This is a genomic window from Kribbella pittospori (assembly GCF_004331465.1).
GTDB lineage: Bacteria > Actinomycetota > Actinomycetes > Propionibacteriales > Kribbellaceae > Kribbella > Kribbella pittospori.
The window spans coordinates 20,132-41,786 of sequence record NZ_SJKB01000034.1 but is presented as its reverse complement, the minus strand read 5'-3'; the positions used below and the strand labels follow the sequence as shown (position 1 = coordinate 41,786).

Genomic DNA, 21,655 nt, shown 5'->3' with positions numbered 1-21,655 from the left:
GTCATCTGGCGCTGCTGGCAAAACCACACCACCTACAACCCCCAGCTCCACGGAGGCGCCATGCAAATCGCGCCCTGAGGTTGACCTAGGGAATCTCATTGGGTGACCAGAACTTCGGTCTTGCGGTAGTAGGACTCGTTGGTCCACCACGTGACGGCGACGACCAGGCCGAGGCCGATGTCCGACCACAGCCACCACGGCCAGTCGAAGTGACCGAAGGCGGCCAGGACGACCCAGATCACGAACTGCACGACGCAGGTGAGCAGCCAGACGGCGCTGACCGCTCGCAGCGCGACGGTGAGACCGCGGGGCGGGAGCGCGTCGGCCATGCCGTCGAAGACCTGGTGGAGGTCACCGCGGGTGCGGGCCTCGAGCAGCAGATCCTGCCGGTCGCCGGCCTGCGGCGGGGTCAAGGCGCCCTTCCGGACGGCCCGGTCGAGCTTGGCGACGGCCGTACGGCGGTCGTTCTCGCTCAGGTCGACCTGGTTCGGCAGCAGCAGCGGTTCGAGCATGGTGTTCATCGGAGGATTCCTTTCGAGGGATGGTGTGACGAGAAACAGCGTATGGGTTGAGCAGTTTCCTCCGCCCGGTGCTCAGGACCCGTTTCTCCGGTGGTGCTAGCACCCCTCTGAACAGGGGCCGTGATGCGCGAAGATGGAGTGCATGACCGAGGACCGCGGAGAGTTGCCGCCGGGTCTCGCCCTGTCCTGGGGCGTGCAACCGGTGCAGCGGCGCGGGCCGAAGCCGGGGTTGTCGGTCGAGCAGATCGTGGCGACCGGGATCGAGTTCGGCGACAGCCACGGGTTCGAGGCGGTGTCGCTCCAGCGGATCGCGGCCCGGCTCGGCGTCAGTACGAACGCGATGTACCGCTACGTGCGGTCGAAGGACGAGCTGATCGTGCTGGTCCAGGACAAGGCCTTCGGGCCGCCGCCCGAACTGCCGTCCGGCTGGCGGGAGGCCGCGACCGCCTGGGTGCACGCCCAGGTCGACCGGTACGCGGAACGTCCGTGGCTGCTCGAGATCCCGATCCGCGGCGCGCCGATGACACCGAACCTGCTGCGCTGGATGGAGGCCATGCTCGCGGCACTGGACAGCACCGGTCTCAACCAGCACGACAATCTCGGCTGTCTGATGATCCTGGACGGGTACGCCCGCAACCACGCGAGCCTGGTCCGCCAGCTCGAGGCCAGCGACAACACCCCGGTGCAGGCCGAGCAGGTCGGCAGGTTCCTGGTGCCGCGGCTGATCGAGGGCGGCTACCCGATGATCACCGCGCTCTACACGAACCAGGAGTACGAGGACGGCGTCGACGACGACCTCGAGTTCGGGCTGACCCGGATCCTGGACGGGATCGAGGTCCTGATCAACCGGAAGTCCTAGGGCAGGACGATCCGGACCGGACCGTCGGCGCGGGCGGCGACCCACTGCCGGTGGAATTCGCTGCCGGGGGCAACTTCCGGACGACGGTGCGGCTCGGTGCGAAGGTTGGCCGGCGCGGTCAGCGTGGTCGTCGCCGGTTGCGGCCGTACGCCCTTCGCTCGTGCCTCTGCGATCACATCCGCCAGGGCCTGGGCGGCCGGCTTCCGCTGGTGGTCCACGGTGAACAGACCCAGGTCGTACTCACGGTCGGGGAAGTCCAGCAGCCGACGGTCGATGTCGTGTGACGACCACCAGGTCACGCCCCACAGCGCCGGGTTCTGGATGACCAGTTCGACCGTGCGCCGGGTGAACTCGGCCTGCAGATCCACCGGGATGTCCGGCCGGGGTACGCCGATCTCCTGCAGCCACACGGGTCGTTGTGGATCGAGCGACGTCGCCGCGGCCAACTCGACCAGGTAGTCCGCATGGCTGAGGGTGGCCGGCCCGAGGGGACCGTCCACTCGTGAGACCCCGTTGAAAACCCACGAGTGGACAGTGCTCAGGTCACCCAGGTCCACGACGTCAACGGGGTGGAACGGGTGGTCGGGCTTGTACCAGGCGTCGTCGAAGACCGAGTGCAGCGCGAGTACGCCGGGCGCCGCCTTCTTCAGCGTGGTCAGCAGATCCTGCGCCCAGCCGGTCGAGGTCTCCGGCGTGGTGGCGCTGTCCGGCCAGAGGTTGTTGACCTCGTTCCCGAGCGTGATCGCGAAGACGTTCGGCCGGGTGGCGACCGCGCGGGCGACGGTGTCGACGTACGCCGTCAGGCCGTCGCGGACCGCGGCATCCTCGAACAGGCTGGTCCTGTGCCAGGTCAGGACCCATGACGGGAGGAAGTCGAAGCTGGACAGGTGGCCCTGGATCAGGTCGACGGCGACGGTCAGCCCGTGCTCGGCGGCCGCGTCGATCGTGTCGAGGAGATCATCGATGGCCTGCTCTCGGATGATCGCCCGGTTCGGCTGGATCCACGGCCAGACCGGGAACACCCGGACGTGGTCCAGGCCGATCCCGGCCAGATCCGCGAAGTCCCGCCGTACCGCGTCACCGTCGTGGTCGAGCCAGCTGTAGAACCACCCGGCCGACGGAACATGGTTCGCGCCGAACCTGGGCGTGACGGGATCCGAGAGCATGATGAGGATGCTAAATCGGTTTAGGGCATTGCGCCAAGTTTTACGCCGGGGGAGCGGTGGACTCGCGGACGGTGAGGACCGGATCGGCGGTGCGGCGGTTGATGATCTGGGTGGGGTCGGCGATGACCTCGAGCAGCACCTCGGCCGCCTGCCGGCCGAATTCGAACGTGTCGCGGGACAGTGCGGTCAGGGCCGGATGCATCAACTGGGTCAGGATCGAATCGTCGAAGGCCACGATGGACAGGTCGCCGGGGACCGAGACGCCCATCTCCATCGCCACGCCGAGGCCGGCCACCGCCATCACGTCGCTGTCGTAGACGATCGCGGTCGGCCGGTTCGCCTGGGACAGCAGCTTGCGGGTCGTCGCCGCGCCTTCGGCGTCGCTGAAGTCCGTGGTCAGCGAGGGTGCGTCAACCAGTCCGAGCCGGGGCGCCGCGTCCTTGACGGCCCGGATCCGGCGCACGGTGTGCTGGAAGAGCGGCGTACCGGCGACGTGGGCGATCCGGCGATGGCCGAGAGCGGCGAGGTACTCCACGATCGACAGCATCGCGTCCCGGTCGTCGGCCCAGACACTCGCCAGCGCACCTTTGCCGCCGCGTCCGCCGATCACCACGGCCGGAAGCTCGAGCGCCTTCAGTTCGTCGATCCGCGGGTCCTTGACCTTCAGGTCGACCAGGATCACGCCGTCGACCCGATGCTCCGAGGCCCACCGGCGGTACACCTCGATCTCGGTCGCGGTGTCCTCGACGATCAGCAACTGCAGCGAGATCGACTCCGCGGACAGGCCGGATTGCACGCCGGACAGCAGGTGCGCGAAGAACGGCTCCACGCCGAGCGTGCGCGCCGGCCGTGCGATCACCATCCCGACCGAGTCGACCCGGGACGCGCCGAGCGCCCGCGCCGCGCTGTGCGGCCGCCAGCTCATCTGTTCGGCGATCTTCAGGATCCGCTCGCGGGTCGCATCGCTGACCCCGGGCCGCCCGTTCAACGCGAACGACACCGCCCCCTTGGACACGCCCGCGCGGATCGCGATGTCAGCGATCGTCGGTCTGGCCACGTCGTACCTCCTCCACCCTTGACAGCGGATTCTACGATCCCGGATAGTGCAGGAGCTATACCGGTTTATCAAACCCAGGAGAATCCATGCGTAGAGGTCGTCTGGCTCCGGTGGCAGCACTTGCCGCCGCGGCTCTCACTCTGGCCGGTTGTGGTCTCGGCTCGTCCGACGAGTCCGGCAGTAGCGGCGCCAAGCCGACCGTCGACGCCAACGCCCAGGTGACCGGCGAAGTGAGCTTCCAGACCTGGGCCCTGAAGCCGAAGTTCACGTCGTACGTCGAAGGTGTGATCAAGGCGTTCGAGGCGAAGTACCCGGGCACCAAGGTGACCTGGCTGGACCAGCCGGGCGACGGCTACGACAAGAAGGTGCTGAGCCAGGCGTCGGCCGGGCAGCTGCCGGACGTCACCAACCTCCCGCCGGACTTCGCGCTCTCGCTGGCCAAGCAGAACATGCTGCTCGACGTCGGCGCCGCGGATTCGAAGCTTGCCGAGGAGTACGTCGAGGGCGGCGTGCAGGCGTACCAGTATCAGGGCATGGACGGAACCTTCGGCTACCCGTGGTACCTGAACACCGACATCGACTACTGGAACGCGACCAAGTTCGCCGCGGCCGGGCTCGATGTGAAGAACCCGCCGAAGACCTTCGACGAACTGCTCGCGGCCGCCAAGGTGATGCACGACAAGACCGGCGGCAAGGAGTACCTGATGAGCCGGCTGCCAGGTATCGGTGACTTCACCAACGCCGGCGTGAAGATCGTCTCCGACGACGGCAAGAAGTTCGTCTTCAACACCCCGGAGGCCGCCGCGCTGCTGGACAAGTACCGCGACGCCTACAAGGCCGGCTACCTGCCCCGCGACATCCTGACCCAGGAGTACCTGGGCAACTCCAAGCTCTTCACCCAGGGCAAGGTCGCCTGGACCACCGGTGGCGGCAACGCGATCCAGGACTTCCAGAAGGACAACCCGTCGCTGAAGGGCAAGGTCGTCCCGTCGCCCGCGCTGGACACCCCGCCGCTGTACGTGCAGGGCCTGTCGGTGTCGGCCAAGACCAAGAACCAGGCGGCCGCGATCGCACTGGCGCGGTTCGTCACCAACGCCGAGAACCAGGCGGCGTTCGCGAAGATCGTGAACATCTTCCCGTCCACCGAGGCGTCCGCGTCGGACCCGTACTTCTCGAAGAGTGACGGTACGCCGGAGAGCGACGCCAAGGTGCTCGCGTTCGAGTCGCTGGCCAAGGCGAAGGTGCTGCAGCCGCCGGTCATCAGTGGCGCGACCAACGACTTCATCGGTCAGCAGATCTCGCTCGCGATCTCGGGCAAGATGTCGTCGCAGGCGGCCCTCGACGCGGCGGTGGCGAAGGCCAACCAGCTCCTCACGCAGTAATGCGGTACAACCGTTGGTTCACCCCGTGGGTGCTGGTGATCCCAGCACTCGCGTGGTTGCTGGTGTTCAACCTGTGGCCGTCGATCAACACCGTCATCCTGTCGTTCACGAACGCCAGGCCGATCGGCGGCGGCACCTTCGTCGGGCTGAAGAACTTCGAGACCCTGCTGCACGACGAGCAGTTGCGCTGGGCGTTGCTGAACAGCGTCATCTACATGGTGGTGTGCCTGCCGTTCCTCACGGTCTTCCCGCTGCTGCTCGCCGTACTGGTGGAGAAGAAGCTGCCCGGAATCACGTTCTTCCGGACCGCGTTCTACACGCCGGTGGTGGCCTCGGCCGTGGTGGTGGCGCTGATCTGGCAGTGGATCCTCGACGATCGCGGTCTGGTCAACGGGCTGGCCGAGAAGCTCGGGGTCATCTCCGGTCCGTTGCCGTTCCTGTCCGACCAGTGGCTGTTGTTGCTCAGCGCAATCAGTCTGACGATCTGGAAGGGGCTCGGGTACTACATGATCATCTACCTGGCCGCCCTCGGGAACGTCGGGCGTGAACTGCACGAGGCGGCCGCGGTCGACGGTGCCGGGCCGGTCCGACGGTTCTTCTACGTGACGGTGCCGGGGGTGCGCGGGACGATGATCCTGATCTCGATCCTCATCTCGGTGTCGGCGCTGCGGGTGTTCTCCGAGTTGTTCATCCTCAGCGGCGGCAAGGGCGGTCCGGGTGGCCGGGACAACTCGGTGGTGATGCTGATCCAGCAGTACAGCCAGGGCTTCGAGGGCAACCTCGGGTACGCGTCGGCGCTGTCGATCGTGCTGTTCTTCGTCACCGTCGTACCGATGCTGGTGCTTGCCAGGTTGAACCGTCGAGGAGCCGAAGCATGACCACTGTCACCGACCCGGCGCGGCCTGTGGTGAAGGAGCCGACGGGTCCTCCGGCCGGTCGCCGGCGCGGATCCTTCGGGTTCAACACCGTCTCGCCGCGGGAGAAGGTGGTCCGGTACCTGCTGCTGGTGTTCGTACTGCTGATCACGATCGGGCCGTTCCTGTGGCAGCTGTCCACGTCGCTGAAGGGGTCCGGGGAGGACATCTACACCCGGATCCCGAAGCTGCTGCCGGCCCAGCCGACGTTCGACCACTACAAAGCCGTGACCGACACGATCCCGGTCTGGGACTACGCCCGGAACTCGCTGGTGGTCGCCGTACTCGTGGTGGGTGGCAATGTCCTCGGGGCGTCGCTGGCCGGGTTCGCGTTGTCCCGGTTGCAGTTCCGCGGCCGTCGTGTGGTGCTCGGCCTGTTTCTCGCCACGCTGGTGCTGCCGGGTGAGGTCACGATCATCTCGCAGTACGTGACGGTGCGGGAGTTCGGACTGGCGAACACACTGTTCGGCGTCGCGCTGCCCGGGATGATCGGTGCGCTGAACGTGCTGCTGATGTTCAACGCCTTCCGCTCGCTGCCGATCGAGGTGGATCACGCCGCGATCGTGGACGGCGCGAACGCTTGGCAGCGGTTCCTCTACATCGGTCTGCCGTCGGTCCGGGGAACGATCAGCGTGGTGGCGATCTTCGCGTTCATCGGCGCCTGGGACGACTTCCTCTGGCCGCTGATCGTGCTCACCGACCCGGACAAGTACACGCTGACCGTCGGCCTGCAGTACCTGTCCGGCACCTTCAGCAACAACCCCCGCCTCATCGCCGCGGGCACGATGATCGCCTTCATCCCGATCGTCATCGTCTTCGCCACCCTCCAACGCTTCTTCTTCAAGGGCGTCGAAGAGGGCGCCGTCAAGGGCTGACCTATGCTCCTGTCGGTCTGCTGAACGATCGGGTAGGAGCCGAGGGAGTACCGCCATGAGACCAGTCCGTATCGGTGCCCAGCTGGCACCGCAGCGCGCCGAGTACGCCGCGATCCGCCGGGCCGCCGCCGAGGTCGAGGACCTGGGCGCGGACATCCTGTTCACCTGGGACCACTTCTTCCCGCTGGGCAAGGTGGCCGAGGGCAAGCACTTCGAAGGCTGGACGATTCTCGCCGCGTGGGCCGAGCAGACCTCCCGGATCGACCTCGGGGTTCTGGTCAGCTGCAACAGTTACCGCAACCCCGATCTGCTGGCGGACATGGCCAGGACCGTCGACCACATCAGCGGTGGGCGGGTCGTGTTCGGGATCGGTGCCGGCTTCAAGGAACGCGAGTTCCTCGAGTACGGGTACGAGTTCCCGTCCCCCGGGCGCCGGGTGGCCGAACTCGCCGAGGCCCTGCCGCGGATCGAGAAGCGCCTCGCCGCGCTGAACCCGCCGCCGATCGGCCGGATGCCGATCCTGATCGCCGGTGGCGGCGAGCAGAAGATGCTCCGCGTCGTCGCCCGGCACGCCGACATCTGGAACACCTTCGCCGAGGGCGAGGACCTGGTACGAAAGCTCGGCCTGCTCGACCGCTACTGCGCCGAGATCGGCCGCGACCCGGCCACAATCGAACGCTCCGTCCACGTAGGCGGCGACCCGTGGCAAGTCGGCCCGCCGCTGCGCGAGCTAGGTGTCACCCTCTTCACCGTCTCCACCAGCGGCCCCGACTACAACCTCGACACCATCCGCCAATGGATCGCTTGGCGCAACGAACAAAACTCCTGACTCTCCCCCTCGTCCCGAGCAGACCCAGCTGCTCCGAGCGAGGCCGCGGGCGGATGGCGCCGGGTTACCTGCTGGCAGCCGTGGGGTGGACTTGGCCGGTGTATTTCTCGCCGGGGGACTGGCCGGGGGCGTCGGGGATTGAGCTGGCTTCTTTGAAGGCGAGTTGGAGGGAGCGGAGGCCGTCGCGGAGGGGGGCGGCGTGGTGGTGGCCGAGGCTGGGGGCGGAGGCGTCGAGGAGGCCGGCCAGGGCGTCGATGAGGGAGCGGGCCTCGTCGAGGTCCTTGTGGTCGGGGAGGTCTTCGGCCAGACCGAGGTGGACGGCGGCGGCGCTCATCAGGTGGAGTGCAGCGGTCGAGATGATCTCCACGCTGGGTACGTCGGCGATGTCATGCGACACCGTCGACAGCGGGTCGGGTGCCGGCCCTGACTGCGGAGGCGTGGGGCCGGACTGCGAAGTGGCACCTGGGTCGGTCATGCTGCTACTCTTACACGGCGACCGACCTGGTCCGATGGTGACCCCTGAGCGGAATACTCAGGACGATCCAGAGGTTCAAGTCTAAGCGGAGGGCCACCTCCCACCCAGTCGATGAACAGTCGGCGGGTCCCGGTCACGCTGAGAGATCTGGAGGACATCCGGAGAATCGAAGCGATCGTACGGCGTACCACCCGGAGGGGTTGGGGCGTCGTCGATCTGGGAATTGGGCCTTCGTGTGAATCGCACGAGGGCCTTTTGCTGTTTCCCGGCCCCCGCCGCGATCACGAGGTGGCACCGAAACGAGCACAACCCAGGAGGACCCATCACCATTGAACTGCGCGTCAACGAGCGCATCCGCGTTCCCGAGGTGCGACTGGTCGGACCGAACGGTGAGCAGGTAGGCATCGTCCGGATCGAGGACGCACTTCGGCTGGCACAGGAGGCCGATCTCGACCTCGTCGAGGTCGCGGCGACCGCCCGGCCTCCGGTCTGCAAGCTGATGGATTTCGGCAAGTACAAGTACGAGACCGCGCAGAAGGCGCGCGAGTCCCGCCGGAACCAGACCAACACGGTCATCAAAGAGATGAAGCTGCGGCCGAAGATCGACCCGCACGACTACGAGACCAAGAAGGGTCACGTCGTTCGGTTCCTGCGTGCCGGTGACAAGGTCAAGATCACCATCATGTTCCGCGGCCGCGAGCAGTCCCGCCCGGAGCTCGGCTTCCGGCTGCTGCAGCGGCTGGCCGAGGACGTCAGCGAGCTCGGCTTCGTCGAGTCCTCGCCGCGGCAGGACGGCCGGAACATGATCATGGTGCTCGGACCGCACAAGAAGAAGTCCGAGGCGCGCGTGGATGTGGAGGCCGACAAGGCGAAGCGGAAGGCCGAACGGGAGGCCGAGGAGCAGGCAGAGCGCGCGGAGCGCGCCGAGCAGGCCCAGGCCCACGAGGCTGAGCGCGCCGCCGGCTCCACGAAGAAGCCGAAGGGTCCGGCAGACAACCTCGACCCGGAGTGACGAGACGCTCCGGCCGCCCGTCGGGACTGCCGGAGCACCGTCAACCGAAGATCGAGTCAACGAAAGAAAATCAGGAGCACAACAGCCATGCCGAAGATGAAGACCCACTCGGGGATGAAGAAGCGTGTCCGGGTCACGGGCTCGGGCAAGATCCGCCGCGAGCAGACCGGTATCCGCCACCTCGCCGAGGCGAAGTCGTCCAAGCGCAAGCGCCGTCTGAGCGGCACCGTCGAGGTCGCGCCGTCGTACGCGAAGAAGGCCAAGAAGCTTCTCGGCATCTGAGCACCGCCCTTTCCCCGAACATCCCCGCCGAGTGGGCCCAGTCCGTCTCCGGCGCAGAAATACAAGGAGTAACACCTCATGGCACGCGTGAAGCGGGCAGTCAACGCCCACAAGAAGCGCCGGGTCGTACTCGAGCAGGCCAGCGGTTACCGCGGCCAGCGCTCGCGGCTGTACCGCAAGGCCAAGGAGCAGGTCACCCACTCGCTCGTCTACGCCTACCGTGACCGCAAGGCGCGCAAGGGCGACTTCCGCAAGCTGTGGATCCAGCGGATCAACGCTGCGGTCCGGGCCGAGGACCTGACCTACAACCGGTTCATCCAGGGTCTGCGGCTGGCCGAGGTCGAGGTCGACCGCAAGATCCTCGCCGACCTGGCCGTCAACGACCCGGCCGCGTTCTCCGCGCTGGTGCAGGTGGCCAAGGCCGCCCTGCCGGCCGACGTGAACGCGCCGAAGAGCGACGCCGCGGCCTGAGCCGCACCCGGCAAGCAGCACAAGTAGCACTCGAGTGGCGAGCCCTGGTCTGCTGACCGCACAATCCGTGCGGATCAAGCAGGCCCGGAGGCTCGCCACACGTGCGTTCCGGCGCAAGTCCGGCCGGTTCCTGGTCGAGGGCCCACAAGCAGTGCGCGAGGCGCTCGAGCACCGCGAACTCGTCATCGAGGTGTACGCCGAACCGGACGTGGCCGGCCGCCATCGCGATCTCCGCGACCTGGCCGGGGCGGCCGGCGTCGCATGGTTCGAGGTCAACCGGGCCGCCATCGAGGCCCTCAGTGAGACGGTCACCTCGCAAGGTGTGGTCGCCGTCTGCTCGCTGGTGAACGTCGAGCTGGAGCTGAGGCCCACCACAAAGCTCGTCGCTGCCGGCGTCCAGGTCCGTGACCCCGGCAACGTCGGCACCTTGATCCGAACGGCGGACGCCGCCGGAGCGGATGCCGTCGTACTGTCCACGGAGTCCGTCGACCCGCACAACCCGAAGGCGGTCCGGGCCAGCGTCGGCAGCATCTTCCACGTGCCGATCACGACCGACGTCGACATCCATGAAGCCGTCAAGGCCTGGCGCGAGCACGGCCTGCAGGTGCTCGCAGCCGACGGGTACGGCGCCAGCGACCTGGACACCTGTATCGACGACGGCACCCTCGCCAAGCCGACCGTCTGGCTCTTCGGCAATGAGGCCCACGGCCTGCCCGACAACATCAACTCTGTCGTCGACCACTCCGTGAAGGTCCCCATCTACGGCCGGGCCGAGTCCCTCAACCTCGCCACCGCCGCGGCCGTCTGCCTCTACGCCTCCGCCCGGGCACAGCGGCGTACCGGCTGACTCACTTCTTGACGCGGGTCTCGAGGCCGTCGAGGAGCGCGTCGAGGCCGTAGACGAAGTTCTCGGTGAGACTGGCGTCGAGTTCGATGGAGGTTCGGCGACGGACGGATCGCTGCATCTCCGGGTAGCCGTCGGCGACAGCCTGGGCCTGTTGCATCATCTCGCTGACCCAGGTCTGTTCGGTCTGGCCGGACTTGCGGACCATCTCGCGGGTGGCGACCTCGGCGCTCACGGTGCCGAGCACATACGACATCACGCTGCTCACCGCCAGATCGATATCGCGCTCGGAGAACCCGGCCGCGCCGAACAGCACCAGTCCGCGCGAGCCCAGGTCCATTGCCTTCGGCCCCATGCTCGGCCGGGTGTACATCACCTCGGGCAGCCACGGGTGCCGCAGTACCGCCGACCGCAGGCTGTGCGCGAACAGCAGCGTCCCGCTGCGCCAGCCGGCCAGCTCCGGGCCTGGTACGTCGATCTCGCCCCAGACCTCGTCGATCAGCAGGTCGATCAGGTCGTCCTTCGTGTCGACGTACCAGTAGAGGCTCGTCGCGCCGGCGGCGAGCCGGGTGCCGAGTTTGCGCATGCTCAGCCCGGCGACGCCCTCCTCGTCCAGGATCGTCATCGCGGTCTTCACGATCTGCTCCCGGCTGAGCGTCTCGCGCGCCGGCGCGGCCTTGCGTTCGCGGGTCCAGATCGAGTCCTTCATGCAGCCATCGTACGCGGGACTCGCACACCGTACGAATCTGTCGTACAGTGTGCGAGTGACTAGTACACCGTTCGAGTCCACCGCGACCGGTCATCCGCGACGCTGGTGGATCCTGATGATCCTGTGCTTGTGCCTGCTGGTGCTCGTCGTCGACAACACCGTGCTCAACCTGGCGATTCCGTCGCTGATGCGCGATCTGGAGGCGACGCCGGCGGACATCCAGTGGGTGATCGACGCCTACATCCTGGCGTTCGCCGGCCTGCTGCTGACCGCGGGCAGCCTGTCCGACCGGTTCGGCCGGCGGAAGATGCTGCTGCTCGGACTCGCCCTGTTCGGCGCGGCGTCGGTACTCGCCACGCTGGCTGAGACGCCGTGGCAGCTGATCGCGTGCCGCGGGCTGATGGGGGTCGGCGGGTCGCTGCTGATGCCGAGCACGCTGTCGCTGCTGTTCACGGTGTTCCCGCCGGAGGAGCAGCGCAAGGCAATGGCCGGCTGGTCGATGGTCGCGATGGTTGGTGTGGTCGCCGGGCCGACGGTCGGCGGCGTGCTGCTGAACCATTTCTGGTGGGGCTCGATCTTCCTGCTGAACGTGCCGATCGCGATCCTGGCGATCATCGGCACCATCGCTCTGATCCCCGAGTCGCGCGGACCGGCCCGGGACGTCGACCCGGCCGGTGCGGTGCTGTCGATCATCGCAATGGCGGCCATCGTCTGGGCGATCATCTCGATCCCGGCCGACGGGATCGGCTCGGCGAAGGTGCTCGGCGGACTGGCGGTCGGGGTGATCGGTCTGGCTGGGTTCGCCCTGTGGGAGAAGCGAAGTGAGCACCCGATGGTGCCGCTCGCGCTCTTCCGGGACCGCAACTTCAGCGGTACGAGCTTCTCGATCGTACTGCTCTCCTTCACCGCCGGCGGCTTGCTGCTCGCGCTGACGCAGTACCTGCAGTTCGTCCTCGGCTACACCCCGTTGAAGGCCGGCCTGGCGCTGATTCCGTACGCCGTTGCCGCCACGGTGTTCAACGGTCTCGGGGCGACTCTCGGCAAGAAGCTGGCGGACCGGACGCTGATCGTGATCGGTCTGGCAATCATCGCCGGAAGCTTCGGCATCCTCACTCAGGTGTCCGACTCGACCGGCTATGGACTGCTGATCGTCGGGCTGCTGGTGATGGGTGTCGGAGGTGGTTTGGCCGGACCCGCGGCGTACACGCTGCTGATGTCGGCGGTCCCACCGGACCACCGCGGCGTCGGCTCGGCGATGAACGACACTGTCCAGCAGACCGGTGCCGCGCTGTCGGTCGCCGTACTGGGCAGCGTCCTCGCGGCTGCTTACTCCTCGTCGCTCCCGGACTCGGTCCCGGAGCAGGCCCGCAAGTCGATCGCGGACACGATCGCGCTCGGCCCGGATTTCCTGGGCGCCGCACGCACCGCCTTCACCGACGCCATGTCGATCTCGATGACGGTCGGCTGGATCGGCGCCCTGGCCGGTGCCGTGGTCGCGTTGCTCGTCCTGCCCAAGCGCCGCAGCGACAGCGCGCCGGAGGAGCCGGTGCCGGCAGCGACCGCGGACACGCCTTCCTGATGCCAGTACCCCGCCCCGGCCGTCCGGTGCCGGGGCGGGTCGCCGCTGGATGGACAGCCGATTCACGCTTGGCGGGTCAAGGTTCCTAGACTGCAATCCGCAGAAGTTCCGAATCGAGAGCGAGCCATGTCCGGTCCCAACACTGATTACGACCCGGTCGAAGTGACACCGTTGCACGCCGAAGAGGTGGAGCGGACCCGCGACGAGGCGCTGAAGGCCTTTACCGAGGCGGCCGATCTGGCCGCCCTGCAGGACGCGAAGGGCACGCATCTCGGGGAGAAGTCGCCGATCGCGCTCGCCAACCGGGAGATCGGCGCACTGCCGCCGCAAGCCCGCAAGGAGGCCGGGCAGCGGATCGGTGCGGCCCGGAAGGCGATCAACGAGGCCTTCGCGGGCCGGCTCGCCGTCCTGGAGGCCGAGCACGAGGAGCGGATGCTCGCCACCGAGCGGGTCGACGCGACGCTGCCCTGGCACACCCCGGAGCTCGGCGCCCGGCACCCGCTGTCGCTGATCTCGGAGCAGGTCGCCGACGTGTTCACCGCGCTCGGCTGGGACGTCGCCGAAGGCCCCGAGGTCGAGGCCGAGTGGCTGAACTTCGACGCGCTGAACTTCCAGCCGGACCACCCGGCCCGGCAGATGCAGGACACCTTCTTCGTCGAGCCGGCTGGTTCCGGGACCGTGCTGCGGACCCACACCTCGCCGGTGCAGGCGCGTTCGATGCTGACCCGCAAGCCGCCGATCTACGTGGTCGTCCCGGGTCGCGTGTTCCGCACCGACGAGCTGGATGCGACGCACACGCCGGTCTTCTACCAGGTCGAGGGCCTGGTGGTGGACGAGGGCATCACGCTCGCGCACCTGAAGGGCACGCTCGACCACTTCGTCGTCTCGATGTTCGGCGAGGGCCTCGAGGCCCGGCTGCGGCCGAACTTCTTCCCGTTCACCGAGCCGTCGGCCGAGGTCGACCTGAAATGCTTCGTCTGCCGCGGCGCGTCCGTCGGCAACCCGGACCGCCCGTGCCGCACCTGTGGCAGCGAGGGCTGGATCGAGTGGGGCGGCTGCGGCGTGGTGAACCCGCGCGTCCTGCAGGCCTGCGGCATCGACACCGATCGGTACTCCGGTTTCGCGTTCGGGATGGGCCTGGAGCGGACGCTGATGTTCCGCAACGGGGTCGAGGACATGCGGGACATGGTCGAGGGCGACGTGCGGTTCAGCCGCCAGTTCGGGATGGAGATCTGATGCGGGTCCCACTGTCATGGCTTCGTGAGTACGTCGACCTCCCGGCCGAGGTCACCGGCCGCGATGTCGGGGAGAAGCTGATCCGGGCCGGCCTCGAGGTCGAGACCGTCGAGGAGTCGGACCTGGTCGGCCCGCTCGTGGTCGGCAAGGTGCTGACGTACGACGACGAGCCGCAGAAGAACGGCAAGACCATCCGCTGGTGCTCGCTCGACATCGGCAAGGACGAGCCGCAGTGGGTCGTCTGCGGTGCGAACAACTTCGAGGTCGGCGACCTGGTCGTCGTCGTGCTGCCGGGCGCGGTGCTGCCGGGCGGGTTCGCGATCTCCGCGCGGAAGACGTACGGCCATGTCTCCAGCGGCATGATCTGCTCGAGCCAGGAGCTCGGGCTGGGCGACGACGGGACGCACGGGATCGTCGTCCTGGAGCCCGGTGAGGCCGTGCCGGGTGACGACGCGATCGAGCTGCTCGCCCTGCGCGACGACGTACTCGACATCGCGGTCACTCCGGACCGGGGCTACTGCCTGTCCATCCGTGGCGTCGCACGCGAGGCGGCCACGGCGTACGGCGTGGAGCTCAAGGATCCGGCCGGTCTGACACTGACCGGCTCGGGCCAGGGCGGCTATCCGGTGCGGGTGGACGACGCCGAGGCGTGCAGCGTGTTCGTCGCTCGCACGGTGACCGGCATCGACCCGAAGGCACTGTCGCCGCGCTGGATGCAGAAGCGCCTGCTCGCGACCGGGATGCGGCCGATCTCGATCGGCGTCGACATCGTCAACTACGTGATGCTCGAGCTCGGTCAGCCGCTCCACGGCTACGACAAGGCCAAGTTGAGCGGCGAGATCGTCGTACGCCGGGCGACCGCCGGCGAGAAGCTGATGACGCTGGACGACCAGACCCGCGAGCTGGACGCCGAGGACCTGCTGATCACCGACGACTCCGGCCCGATCGGTGTCGCCGGGGTGATGGGTGGTGCGTCCACCGAGATCTCCGACGCGACCACCGACGTGGTGATCGAGGCCGCGCACTTCGACCCGATCGTGATCGCCCGCGCGTCGCGGCGGCACAAGCTGTCGTCCGAGGCGTCCCGGCGATTCGAGCGCGAGGTCGACCCGCTGCTGCCGCGGTACGCCGCTCAGCGTGTCGCCGATCTGCTCGCTGACCTGGCCGGCGGCACGATCGAGGCCGACGAGACCATCGTCGACACCCACGCACTGCCGGAGCCGACCACCATCCGCGCCGACCATGCGGCCCGGGTTGCTGGAGCCTCGATCACCATCGAGGAAACCCTGCGCCACCTGCGCTCCGTCGGCTGCACCGTCGAGCCGGCCCCTGCAGGTGCCGTGCCGGCTCCGCTTGCCGCGGGAGTGCACGCCCCGGCGACTGAGACGGGCGGGGACGACCTGTTGAGTGTGACGCCGCCGTCGTGGCGACCGGATCTGCATGATCCGAACGACTTCGCCGAGGAAGTCATCCGGCTGTTCGGCTACGACAACGTGCCGTCGATCCTGCCGCCCGCGCCGGGTGGTCAGGGCCTGACCGTGGCGCAGCGCCGTCGCCGCCGCGTCGCCACCGCGCTGGTCGGAGCCGGCCTCACCGAGGTCGTGTCCTACCCGTTCACCGGTGCGGCGGACTTCGACGCGATGGGCCTGCCCGCCGACGACCCGCGTCGTACGACGGTCAAGCTGGTCAACCCGCTGTCCGACGAAGAGCCGTCGATGCAGACCATGCTGCTGGCGACGCTGCTGCGAACCGCCGAGCGCAACGTCGGCCGTGGCGCCACCGATCTGGCCATCTTCCAGACCGGTCTGGTGTTCCTGCCGAAGAGTGAGTCGAAGCCGGCGCCGCTGCTGTCGGTCGCGCAGCGCCCGAGCGACGCCGAGATCCAGACACTGAACGACGCGCTCCCAGACCAGCCGCTGCACATCGGTGTGGTGCTGACCGGTTTGCGGACGCCGACTGGCTGGTGGGGCAAGGGTCAGCCGGTCGGCTGGGCCGACGCCGTGCAGCTGGCCCGGACGATCGCGTCGGCTGTCGGTGTCGAGCCGAAGGTGCGCAACGGCGAGCAAGCACCGTGGCACCCGGGCCGGTGTGCGGAGTTCTCCGTCGACGGCAAGGTCGTCGGTCATGCCGGTGAGCTGCATCCGAAGGTGTGCCAGGCGTTCGGGCTGCCCGCGCGGTCGAGTGCGGTCGAGCTCGACCTGGAGGCCCTGATCACGGCCGGCCCGTCGTCGATCGCGGCGCACCCGTTCTCGTCGTACCCGGTGGCCAAGGAGGATGTGGCGCTGATCGTCCCGGCCGACGTGGCCGCGGCGGAGGTCGAGGCGGCGCTGGTCGAAGGCGCCGGCGAGTTGCTGGAGTCGGTGCGGTTGTTCGATCTGTACACCGGCGAGCAGATCGGCGAAGGCAAGAAGTCGCTCGCGTTCGCGCTGCGCTTCCGGGCGGCGGACCGGACGCTGAAGGAGAACGAGGTGGCCGACGCGCGGCAGGCCGCGGTCCAGGTCGCCGTCGATCGCTTCGGCGCCGTCCAGCGGGTCGGCTGAGACCATGAGCCGGGGGGCGGCGTGCCCGGGGCGGCGGACGCGATGACCGCGGGGCACCCGAGGGTGGCGGTCGCCGCGCCCAACCTGGCGGCGGCCGAGGCGGGCGTTCGCGTCGCGGCAGAAGGTGGCAACGCGGTGGATGCCGCGATCGCGGCCACCCTGGTGACGATGGTGAACGAGATCGGCGTGGTCTCGCCGGCCTCAGGCGGTTTCGTCACCCTGCAGGTGGCCGGTGGCGACGCCGTCACCATCGACGGCTGGGTGGAGATGCCCGGCCGAGGCCTGCCCGCCGATCGGTTCGGCCAGGGCGTCTGGGACGTCACCACTGACTACGGGGGCGGTACGACGACCACCGTCGGGCACGGGTCCGTCGCCACCCCGGGCGGGATGAAGGCACTCGACCTGGCCCACCGGCGATCCGGGAAGGCGCCCTGGCGCGAGGTCGTCCAGCCCGCGATCGACGTCGCCCGCAACGGGTTCCCGCTCAGCCGGACGTCGGGCTACTACCTCGGGTTCACCCACGAGATCATCTTCGGCTGGCACCACCCGAGCCATCGGGTCGTGCACGAGGAAGACGGTTCGGTGATCAAGGCCGGCACCACACTGGTGATCCCCGAGCTGGCCGAGGCGCTCGAGCTGATCGCCCGCGACGGTGCCGAGACCATGTACACCGGCGAACTCGCCCAGCTGCTGATCCACGACATGGCCGAGAACGACGGCATCCTGACCGCCGAGGACCTGGCGGCGTACGAGGCCGTCGTACGTCCGGCGTTGATGGTCCGGCAGAACGGGTGGCGGCTGGCGACCAACCCGCCGCCGGCCGTCGGGGGAGTGGCCGTCGCTGCGATGCTCGCGCTGCTGGACGGCGTACCCGCGGACGGCAGCTGGAACCAGTCCGAGCTCGAGCGGCTCGTCGAGGTGCAGTACGCCGTACTCGGGCAACGGCTCGCCGAGCTCGACGGGGAGGACCAGCGTCAGCTGCAGGCCAAGAAGCTGCTGGATCTCGCCGCGGCCGGTGACCTGCGTGCGCTGAGCTCACCCAGCACGGCGACTGTCTCGGTGGTCGACGACGAAGGCGATGCCTGCGCGATCACGGTCTCGTCCGGCTACGGATCCGGCGTACTGACGCCGGGCACCGGCATCTGGCTGAACAACGCGCTCGGCGAGCAGGAGCTGCTGCACGGCGGCCCGCACAGCCTGGCGCCTGGGACCCGGCTGACGTCCAACATGGCGCCGAGCGTGGCCCGACGCGACAGCGACGGTGCGGTGCTCGCGATCAGCTCACCCGGATCGGACCGGATCCCGACCGCGCTGGCCCAGGTGTACGCGCTCTATACCCATGGCGGTCTGCCGCTGGCGGACGCGGTCGAGCATCCGCGGCTGCACGTGCGGGTCCGCCAGGACGTGGTGGTCGACTACGAGGACGACCTCGAGGTGGCCGGCACAACCTCGCTGCCGACCCGGCCGATGCCGCCGCACTCGATGTACTTCGGCGGTGTCGCGGCCGCGCTCTGGGATCCGGCCGACGGACTGGTCGCGGTCGGCGATCCGCGCCGGACCGGCGGAGTCGCCATCTCGCCGCCGACCTGAGCGCGACATGAGTAAGGTCATCCCTTCGGCCGTTCGAACTGGAAGGTCTGCAGAGCATGCCGGACCCTGAGCTCTCCGTCGTCGTACCGATGTACGACGAGGAAGAGGTGCTGCCGATCTTCTTCGAGCGGATGCACCCGCTGCTGGACGGACTCGGGATCAGCTACGAGCTGCTGGTCGTCGACGACGGAAGCCGGGACCGGACCGCCGCGCTCCTGCTCGAGGCCGCGAACGGCTGGCCGCAGCTGCGCGTCGTACGGCTGCTCCGCAACAGCGGCCACCAGGCAGCCCAGTCGGCCGGCTTCCGGCGTGCCCGCGGTCGGTACGTCGTCACGATCGACGCTGATCTGCAGGACCCGCCGGAGGTGATCGCCGAGTTCCTCGCCGCGGCGCGCGAGCAGGACGTCGACGTCGTGTACGGCGTTCGCTCGGACCGGTCGAGTGACTCGTGGCCGAAGCGGACGACGGCGCGGCTCTACTACCGGCTGATGTGCCGCCTGGTCGGCAAGGACATCCCGTTCGACGCGGCCGACTTCCGGCTGGTGTCGCGGCGCGTCGTCGATGCGGTGAACGCGCTGCCCGAGGACGGCCGCGTGTTCCGCCTGGTCATCCCGTGGCTCGGCTTCCCGAGCGCCGAGGTGCGTTATGTCCGCGCTGAGCGGGCTGCCGGGACGACGAAGTACAACCTGACCAAGATGCTCCGGCTCGCGTTCGACAGCGTGACCGCGTTCTCCGCGGCACCGCTGCGGCTCGCGACCTGGCTCGGTCTGCTCGGCGGTCTGCTGTCGGTGATGTTCGTCGTCGGCGCACTCGTCATCAAGCTCACCGGCCACGGCGTCCCGGGCTGGACGTCGACCGTGCTTGCGGTGAGCGTGATCGGCGCGATCCAGTTGCTCTGCCTCGGCCTGCTCGGCGAGTACGTCGCCCGCCTGTTCCAGTCCAGCCAGCGCCGGCCACAGTTCCTCGTCGGCTACGACAGCCTCGAAGACCAAGGACATCAGGAACCGGTACACCGCCGATGAAGCGGTCCCTCCCCTGGCTGCTGCCGTTCCTGGTCGCGGTCATCGGGCTGCTCTCGGTCGACGTCGGACCGGGCCCCATCGTCAAGTACGCCGTCTACTTCGCGCTGGCGACCGCACTCCCGGGCACTCTCCTCCTGCGTGCGGCCTGGCGCAGTACCGGCAACTGGGCGGAGGACCTCGGCCTCGGCGCCGTCGTCGGTGCGACCTGGCAGCTGATCGGCTGGGCTCTGTTCACCGCACTCGGCTGGCAGCGCTGGCTGATCGTCTGGCCCTTGCTGGTCCTGATCGCGTTCGCCTCGGTACGACGCCTGCGCGGGTGCTGGCGTATCGCCGACCCGAAGCCACTGCCGGTCGCGTGGACCTGGGCACTGGCGGTGTCGGCGGCAGTCATGGTCGGCGCGACCACCGTCGGCGTACTGGCATATCACCCGATGCCACCGGACGGGTCGGCGTACTATCCGGACCTGCTCTACCACCTGTCATTGGTGAACGAGTTGACCCGGTCGGTGCCGCCGGAGTTGCCGCAAGTGGTGGGGGAGCGGCTGGAGTACCACTGGTTCGCGAACGCCGACATGGCCGGGGCGGTGGACATCACTCGGCTGACGCCGATGGTCGTGCTCTTCCGGTTGTGGCTGCTGCCGTGGCTGGTCGTCGTACTGCTGGTGTGCGCGACGCTGGCGCGGATCGTGAGTCGCACCTGGTGGACCGGCCTGCTCGCGGCGATCGCCCTGGCCGCGCCGCAGTTGTACTTGTTCTTCGACACGAGTGTGAATCTGGCACCTCCGGTCACCTTCCTCAGCCCGTCGCAGACCTTCGGGCTGGTCGCCTGTGTGACTGCGGCGGTGTTCCTGATCGAGCTGTTGTTCAGGAACGCCGGAGGCTGGTTGTGGGTGGTCGTGATCGCGGTCGCGATCGTCGGCGGTGGGTCGAAGCCGACGGTGTTGCCGCTGCTGGTCGGAGGGGTTGGGCTCGCCGCAGTGTTCCTGCTGGTGACGACCCGGCGGGTTCCGCGGCGGATCATCGTCGCCGGTGTCGTGCTCGTGGCGGTCGGCGCTGGAACGCTGTTGACGGTTGCCGGGAGCACCAATGGTTCGCGGCTGCAGTTCCTTGCGGTCCTGAAGTCGCTGCCCGTCTACACGGCCGCGACCGGTGATACGACACCGCCGGGGGAGGGCGGTTTGATCCTGCCGGCGCTGGCGCATGGTGCGGTGATCGGGACGCTGACGCTGCTGCTCGCCGTACTGCTCACGCTTCAGGCGATGGCGTGGGCCGGCTTCGGCGTCGCCGGACGGCGGGATCCGGTCGCGTGGTTCCTGCTGGGTGCGATGATCGCCGGTTGGGCCGGGTACCTCCTGATCGACCATCCGTCGGTGAGTGAGTCCTATTTCATCTACACCACCGCGCCGTTCAGTCTGGCCGCAGCGGGCTGGTTCGCAGCCGTCAGTGTCCGTGCGGCCGAGCGGCCGATCCCGGTGGCGGTCACGGCGTTCGTCGTGTCGGTGGTCTGTGCTGGCCTGCTGGTGTGGGCGAGGGGGGTGCCGGCTGCTTCGCGGGGCCGTCAACTGTGGCTGAGCACTCGCGTGCTGCTCGTCGTACTGGCGTTGACGGTCGTGCTGTTGCTGGTGTGGCGGCTGTTCTTCCGGCAGGCGGGTGGTGGGCTGCTCGTCGTACTGATGTTGCTGGCGATCTCACCGATCAGTTCGTTCCTGCAGAGTGCGGCGCATGGCGACACCGAGAGGTCGCAGACGCACCGGGCGCCTCACTGGTGGGTGTATCGGGATGAGGCGATGGCGGCGTTATGGCTGGAGAAGCACTCCGCGCCGACCGATGTCGTTGCCACGAACACCTGGTGCCGTCCGGCCGGCCGACAGACGCCGGGGTGTGATGCCCGCGGGTATCTGGTCACCGGGATCGCCGGCCGCCGGACGCTGATGGAGGGCTGGGCGTACACGAACCAGGCGATGGCCGAGCAGGGTGTCGGCGGCCGCCGGTACACCGAACAGCCGTCGCCCTGGCCGGAGCGGGTCGCGCTCACCACCGAGACACTCGCCACGCCGACACCGGACCGCCTCCGCCGGCTCCGCGACGAGTACGACGTCCGCTGGCTGTACGCCGACGCCCGCGACGGGACCGTGTCCGCCGAGCTCGACCGGCTGGCCACGTTGCGACACAGCATCGGCAAGGTCCGGATCTACGACCTCGGAGAGTGATTAGCCCGTAACATTGGGCCAGCGTAGGCCGTTACTTCTACGCTGGCCCGCCCGCCCCGCGGCCGAAGCATGCGGAAACGTG

20 protein-coding genes are annotated in these 21,655 nt (G+C 68.5%); 15 read left to right on the top strand and 5 right to left on the bottom strand.

The window, feature by feature from the left end; genetic code table 11:
- Positions 1-95: 95 nt before the first annotated feature.
- Positions 96-521, bottom strand: coding sequence for a DUF1707 SHOCT-like domain-containing protein (locus tag E0H73_RS44260; RefSeq protein ID WP_131367130.1), 426 nt, complete (start codon positions 519-521; stop codon positions 96-98).
- Between the two features lie 142 nt (positions 522-663).
- Between E0H73_RS44260 and E0H73_RS44255 the strand changes: the two genes are divergently transcribed.
- A complete protein-coding gene (locus E0H73_RS44255) occupies positions 664-1,380 on the top strand; it encodes a TetR/AcrR family transcriptional regulator (RefSeq protein WP_131367128.1) in 717 nt (238 codons plus the stop codon).
- Here the strand turns inward: E0H73_RS44255 and E0H73_RS44250 are convergent.
- Complete coding sequence (locus tag E0H73_RS44250; protein WP_131367126.1) at positions 1,377-2,546, bottom strand: glycoside hydrolase 5 family protein; 1,170 nt, start codon at positions 2,544-2,546, stop codon at positions 1,377-1,379. The genes E0H73_RS44255 and E0H73_RS44250 overlap by 4 nt on opposite strands.
- A 40-nt stretch (positions 2,547-2,586) precedes the next feature.
- On the bottom strand, positions 2,587-3,603 hold the full coding sequence (locus tag E0H73_RS44245) for a LacI family DNA-binding transcriptional regulator (protein WP_131367124.1): 1,017 nt from the start codon (positions 3,601-3,603) through the stop codon (positions 2,587-2,589).
- An 86-nt stretch (positions 3,604-3,689) separates the two neighbouring features.
- On the opposite strand from E0H73_RS44245, the gene E0H73_RS44240 reads away from it, so the two are divergent.
- The 4 genes from E0H73_RS44240 to E0H73_RS44225 are packed head-to-tail and all read left to right on the top strand — an operon-like array spanning position 3,690 to position 7,603.
- Complete coding sequence (locus E0H73_RS44240; protein ID WP_131367122.1) at positions 3,690-4,985, top strand: ABC transporter substrate-binding protein; 1,296 nt, start codon at positions 3,690-3,692, stop codon at positions 4,983-4,985.
- Positions 4,985-5,863, top strand: coding sequence for a carbohydrate ABC transporter permease (locus E0H73_RS44235; protein WP_131367120.1), 879 nt, complete (start codon positions 4,985-4,987; stop codon positions 5,861-5,863). Before E0H73_RS44240 ends, E0H73_RS44235 begins: the two co-directional genes overlap by 1 nt.
- Positions 5,860-6,774, top strand: a complete 915-nt coding sequence (locus tag E0H73_RS44230; RefSeq protein ID WP_131367118.1) for a carbohydrate ABC transporter permease — start codon at positions 5,860-5,862, stop codon at positions 6,772-6,774. The genes E0H73_RS44235 and E0H73_RS44230 overlap by 4 nt, the downstream gene beginning before the upstream one ends.
- Before the next feature lie 55 nt (positions 6,775-6,829).
- The gene (locus E0H73_RS44225; RefSeq protein WP_131367116.1) at positions 6,830-7,603 is read left to right on the top strand and encodes an LLM class F420-dependent oxidoreductase; all 774 of its coding nucleotides are present in this window, start codon (positions 6,830-6,832) and stop codon (positions 7,601-7,603) included.
- A gap of 64 nt (positions 7,604-7,667) precedes the next feature.
- Here E0H73_RS44225 and E0H73_RS44220 read toward each other — a convergent pair whose 3' ends face one another.
- Positions 7,668-8,078: a DUF1844 domain-containing protein gene (locus tag E0H73_RS44220; protein ID WP_165556154.1), complete on the bottom strand. Its 411-nt coding sequence runs from the start codon at positions 8,076-8,078 to the stop codon at positions 7,668-7,670.
- 280 nt (positions 8,079-8,358) lie between these two features.
- Between E0H73_RS44220 and infC the strand changes: the two genes are divergently transcribed.
- The 4 genes from infC (at position 8,359) to E0H73_RS44200 (ending at position 10,690) form a co-directional block, all read left to right on the top strand.
- The gene (infC, locus tag E0H73_RS44215; protein ID WP_131367136.1) at positions 8,359-9,090 is read left to right on the top strand and encodes a translation initiation factor IF-3; all 732 of its coding nucleotides are present in this window, start codon (positions 8,359-8,361) and stop codon (positions 9,088-9,090) included.
- An 87-nt stretch (positions 9,091-9,177) separates the two neighbouring features.
- A complete protein-coding gene (rpmI, locus tag E0H73_RS44210; RefSeq protein ID WP_131367115.1) occupies positions 9,178-9,372 on the top strand; it encodes a 50S ribosomal protein L35 in 195 nt (64 codons plus the stop codon).
- A gap of 78 nt (positions 9,373-9,450) precedes the next feature.
- Positions 9,451-9,843, top strand: a complete 393-nt coding sequence (gene rplT / locus E0H73_RS44205) for a 50S ribosomal protein L20 (RefSeq protein ID WP_131367113.1) — start codon at positions 9,451-9,453, stop codon at positions 9,841-9,843.
- Positions 9,844-9,877: 34 nt separating this feature from the next.
- Positions 9,878-10,690, top strand: coding sequence for a TrmH family RNA methyltransferase (locus tag E0H73_RS44200; RefSeq protein WP_131367112.1), 813 nt, complete (start codon positions 9,878-9,880; stop codon positions 10,688-10,690).
- Position 10,691: 1 nt separating this feature from the next.
- Here the strand turns inward: E0H73_RS44200 and E0H73_RS44195 are convergent, their stop codons facing one another.
- The gene (locus E0H73_RS44195) at positions 10,692-11,396 is read right to left on the bottom strand and encodes a TetR/AcrR family transcriptional regulator C-terminal domain-containing protein (protein WP_131367110.1); all 705 of its coding nucleotides are present in this window, start codon (positions 11,394-11,396) and stop codon (positions 10,692-10,694) included.
- Between the two features lie 55 nt (positions 11,397-11,451).
- Here E0H73_RS44195 and E0H73_RS44190 point away from each other — a divergent pair, with 55 nt between their 5' ends.
- From E0H73_RS44190 to E0H73_RS44165, 6 genes are all read left to right on the top strand, one after another.
- A complete protein-coding gene (locus E0H73_RS44190; protein ID WP_238164671.1) occupies positions 11,452-12,975 on the top strand; it encodes an MFS transporter in 1,524 nt (507 codons plus the stop codon).
- Positions 12,976-13,101: 126 nt separating this feature from the next.
- The gene (gene pheS / locus E0H73_RS44185; protein ID WP_131367106.1) at positions 13,102-14,211 is read left to right on the top strand and encodes a phenylalanine--tRNA ligase subunit alpha; all 1,110 of its coding nucleotides are present in this window, start codon (positions 13,102-13,104) and stop codon (positions 14,209-14,211) included.
- Positions 14,211-16,751: a phenylalanine--tRNA ligase subunit beta gene (locus tag E0H73_RS44180; protein WP_131367104.1), complete on the top strand. Its 2,541-nt coding sequence runs from the start codon at positions 14,211-14,213 to the stop codon at positions 16,749-16,751. The genes pheS and E0H73_RS44180 overlap by 1 nt, the downstream gene beginning before the upstream one ends.
- A gap of 21 nt (positions 16,752-16,772) precedes the next feature.
- The gene (locus tag E0H73_RS44175) at positions 16,773-18,341 is read left to right on the top strand and encodes a gamma-glutamyltransferase (RefSeq protein ID WP_238164670.1); all 1,569 of its coding nucleotides are present in this window, start codon (positions 16,773-16,775) and stop codon (positions 18,339-18,341) included.
- Between the two features lie 56 nt (positions 18,342-18,397).
- On the top strand, positions 18,398-19,363 hold the full coding sequence (locus E0H73_RS44170; RefSeq protein WP_131367102.1) for a glycosyltransferase family 2 protein: 966 nt from the start codon (positions 18,398-18,400) through the stop codon (positions 19,361-19,363).
- Positions 19,360-21,573 carry a hypothetical protein gene (locus E0H73_RS44165; RefSeq protein ID WP_131367100.1) on the top strand — a complete coding sequence of 738 codons (2,214 nt, stop codon included), beginning with the start codon at positions 19,360-19,362 and terminating at the stop codon, positions 21,571-21,573. The genes E0H73_RS44170 and E0H73_RS44165 overlap by 4 nt, the downstream gene beginning before the upstream one ends.
- Positions 21,574-21,655: the final 82 nt, after the last annotated feature.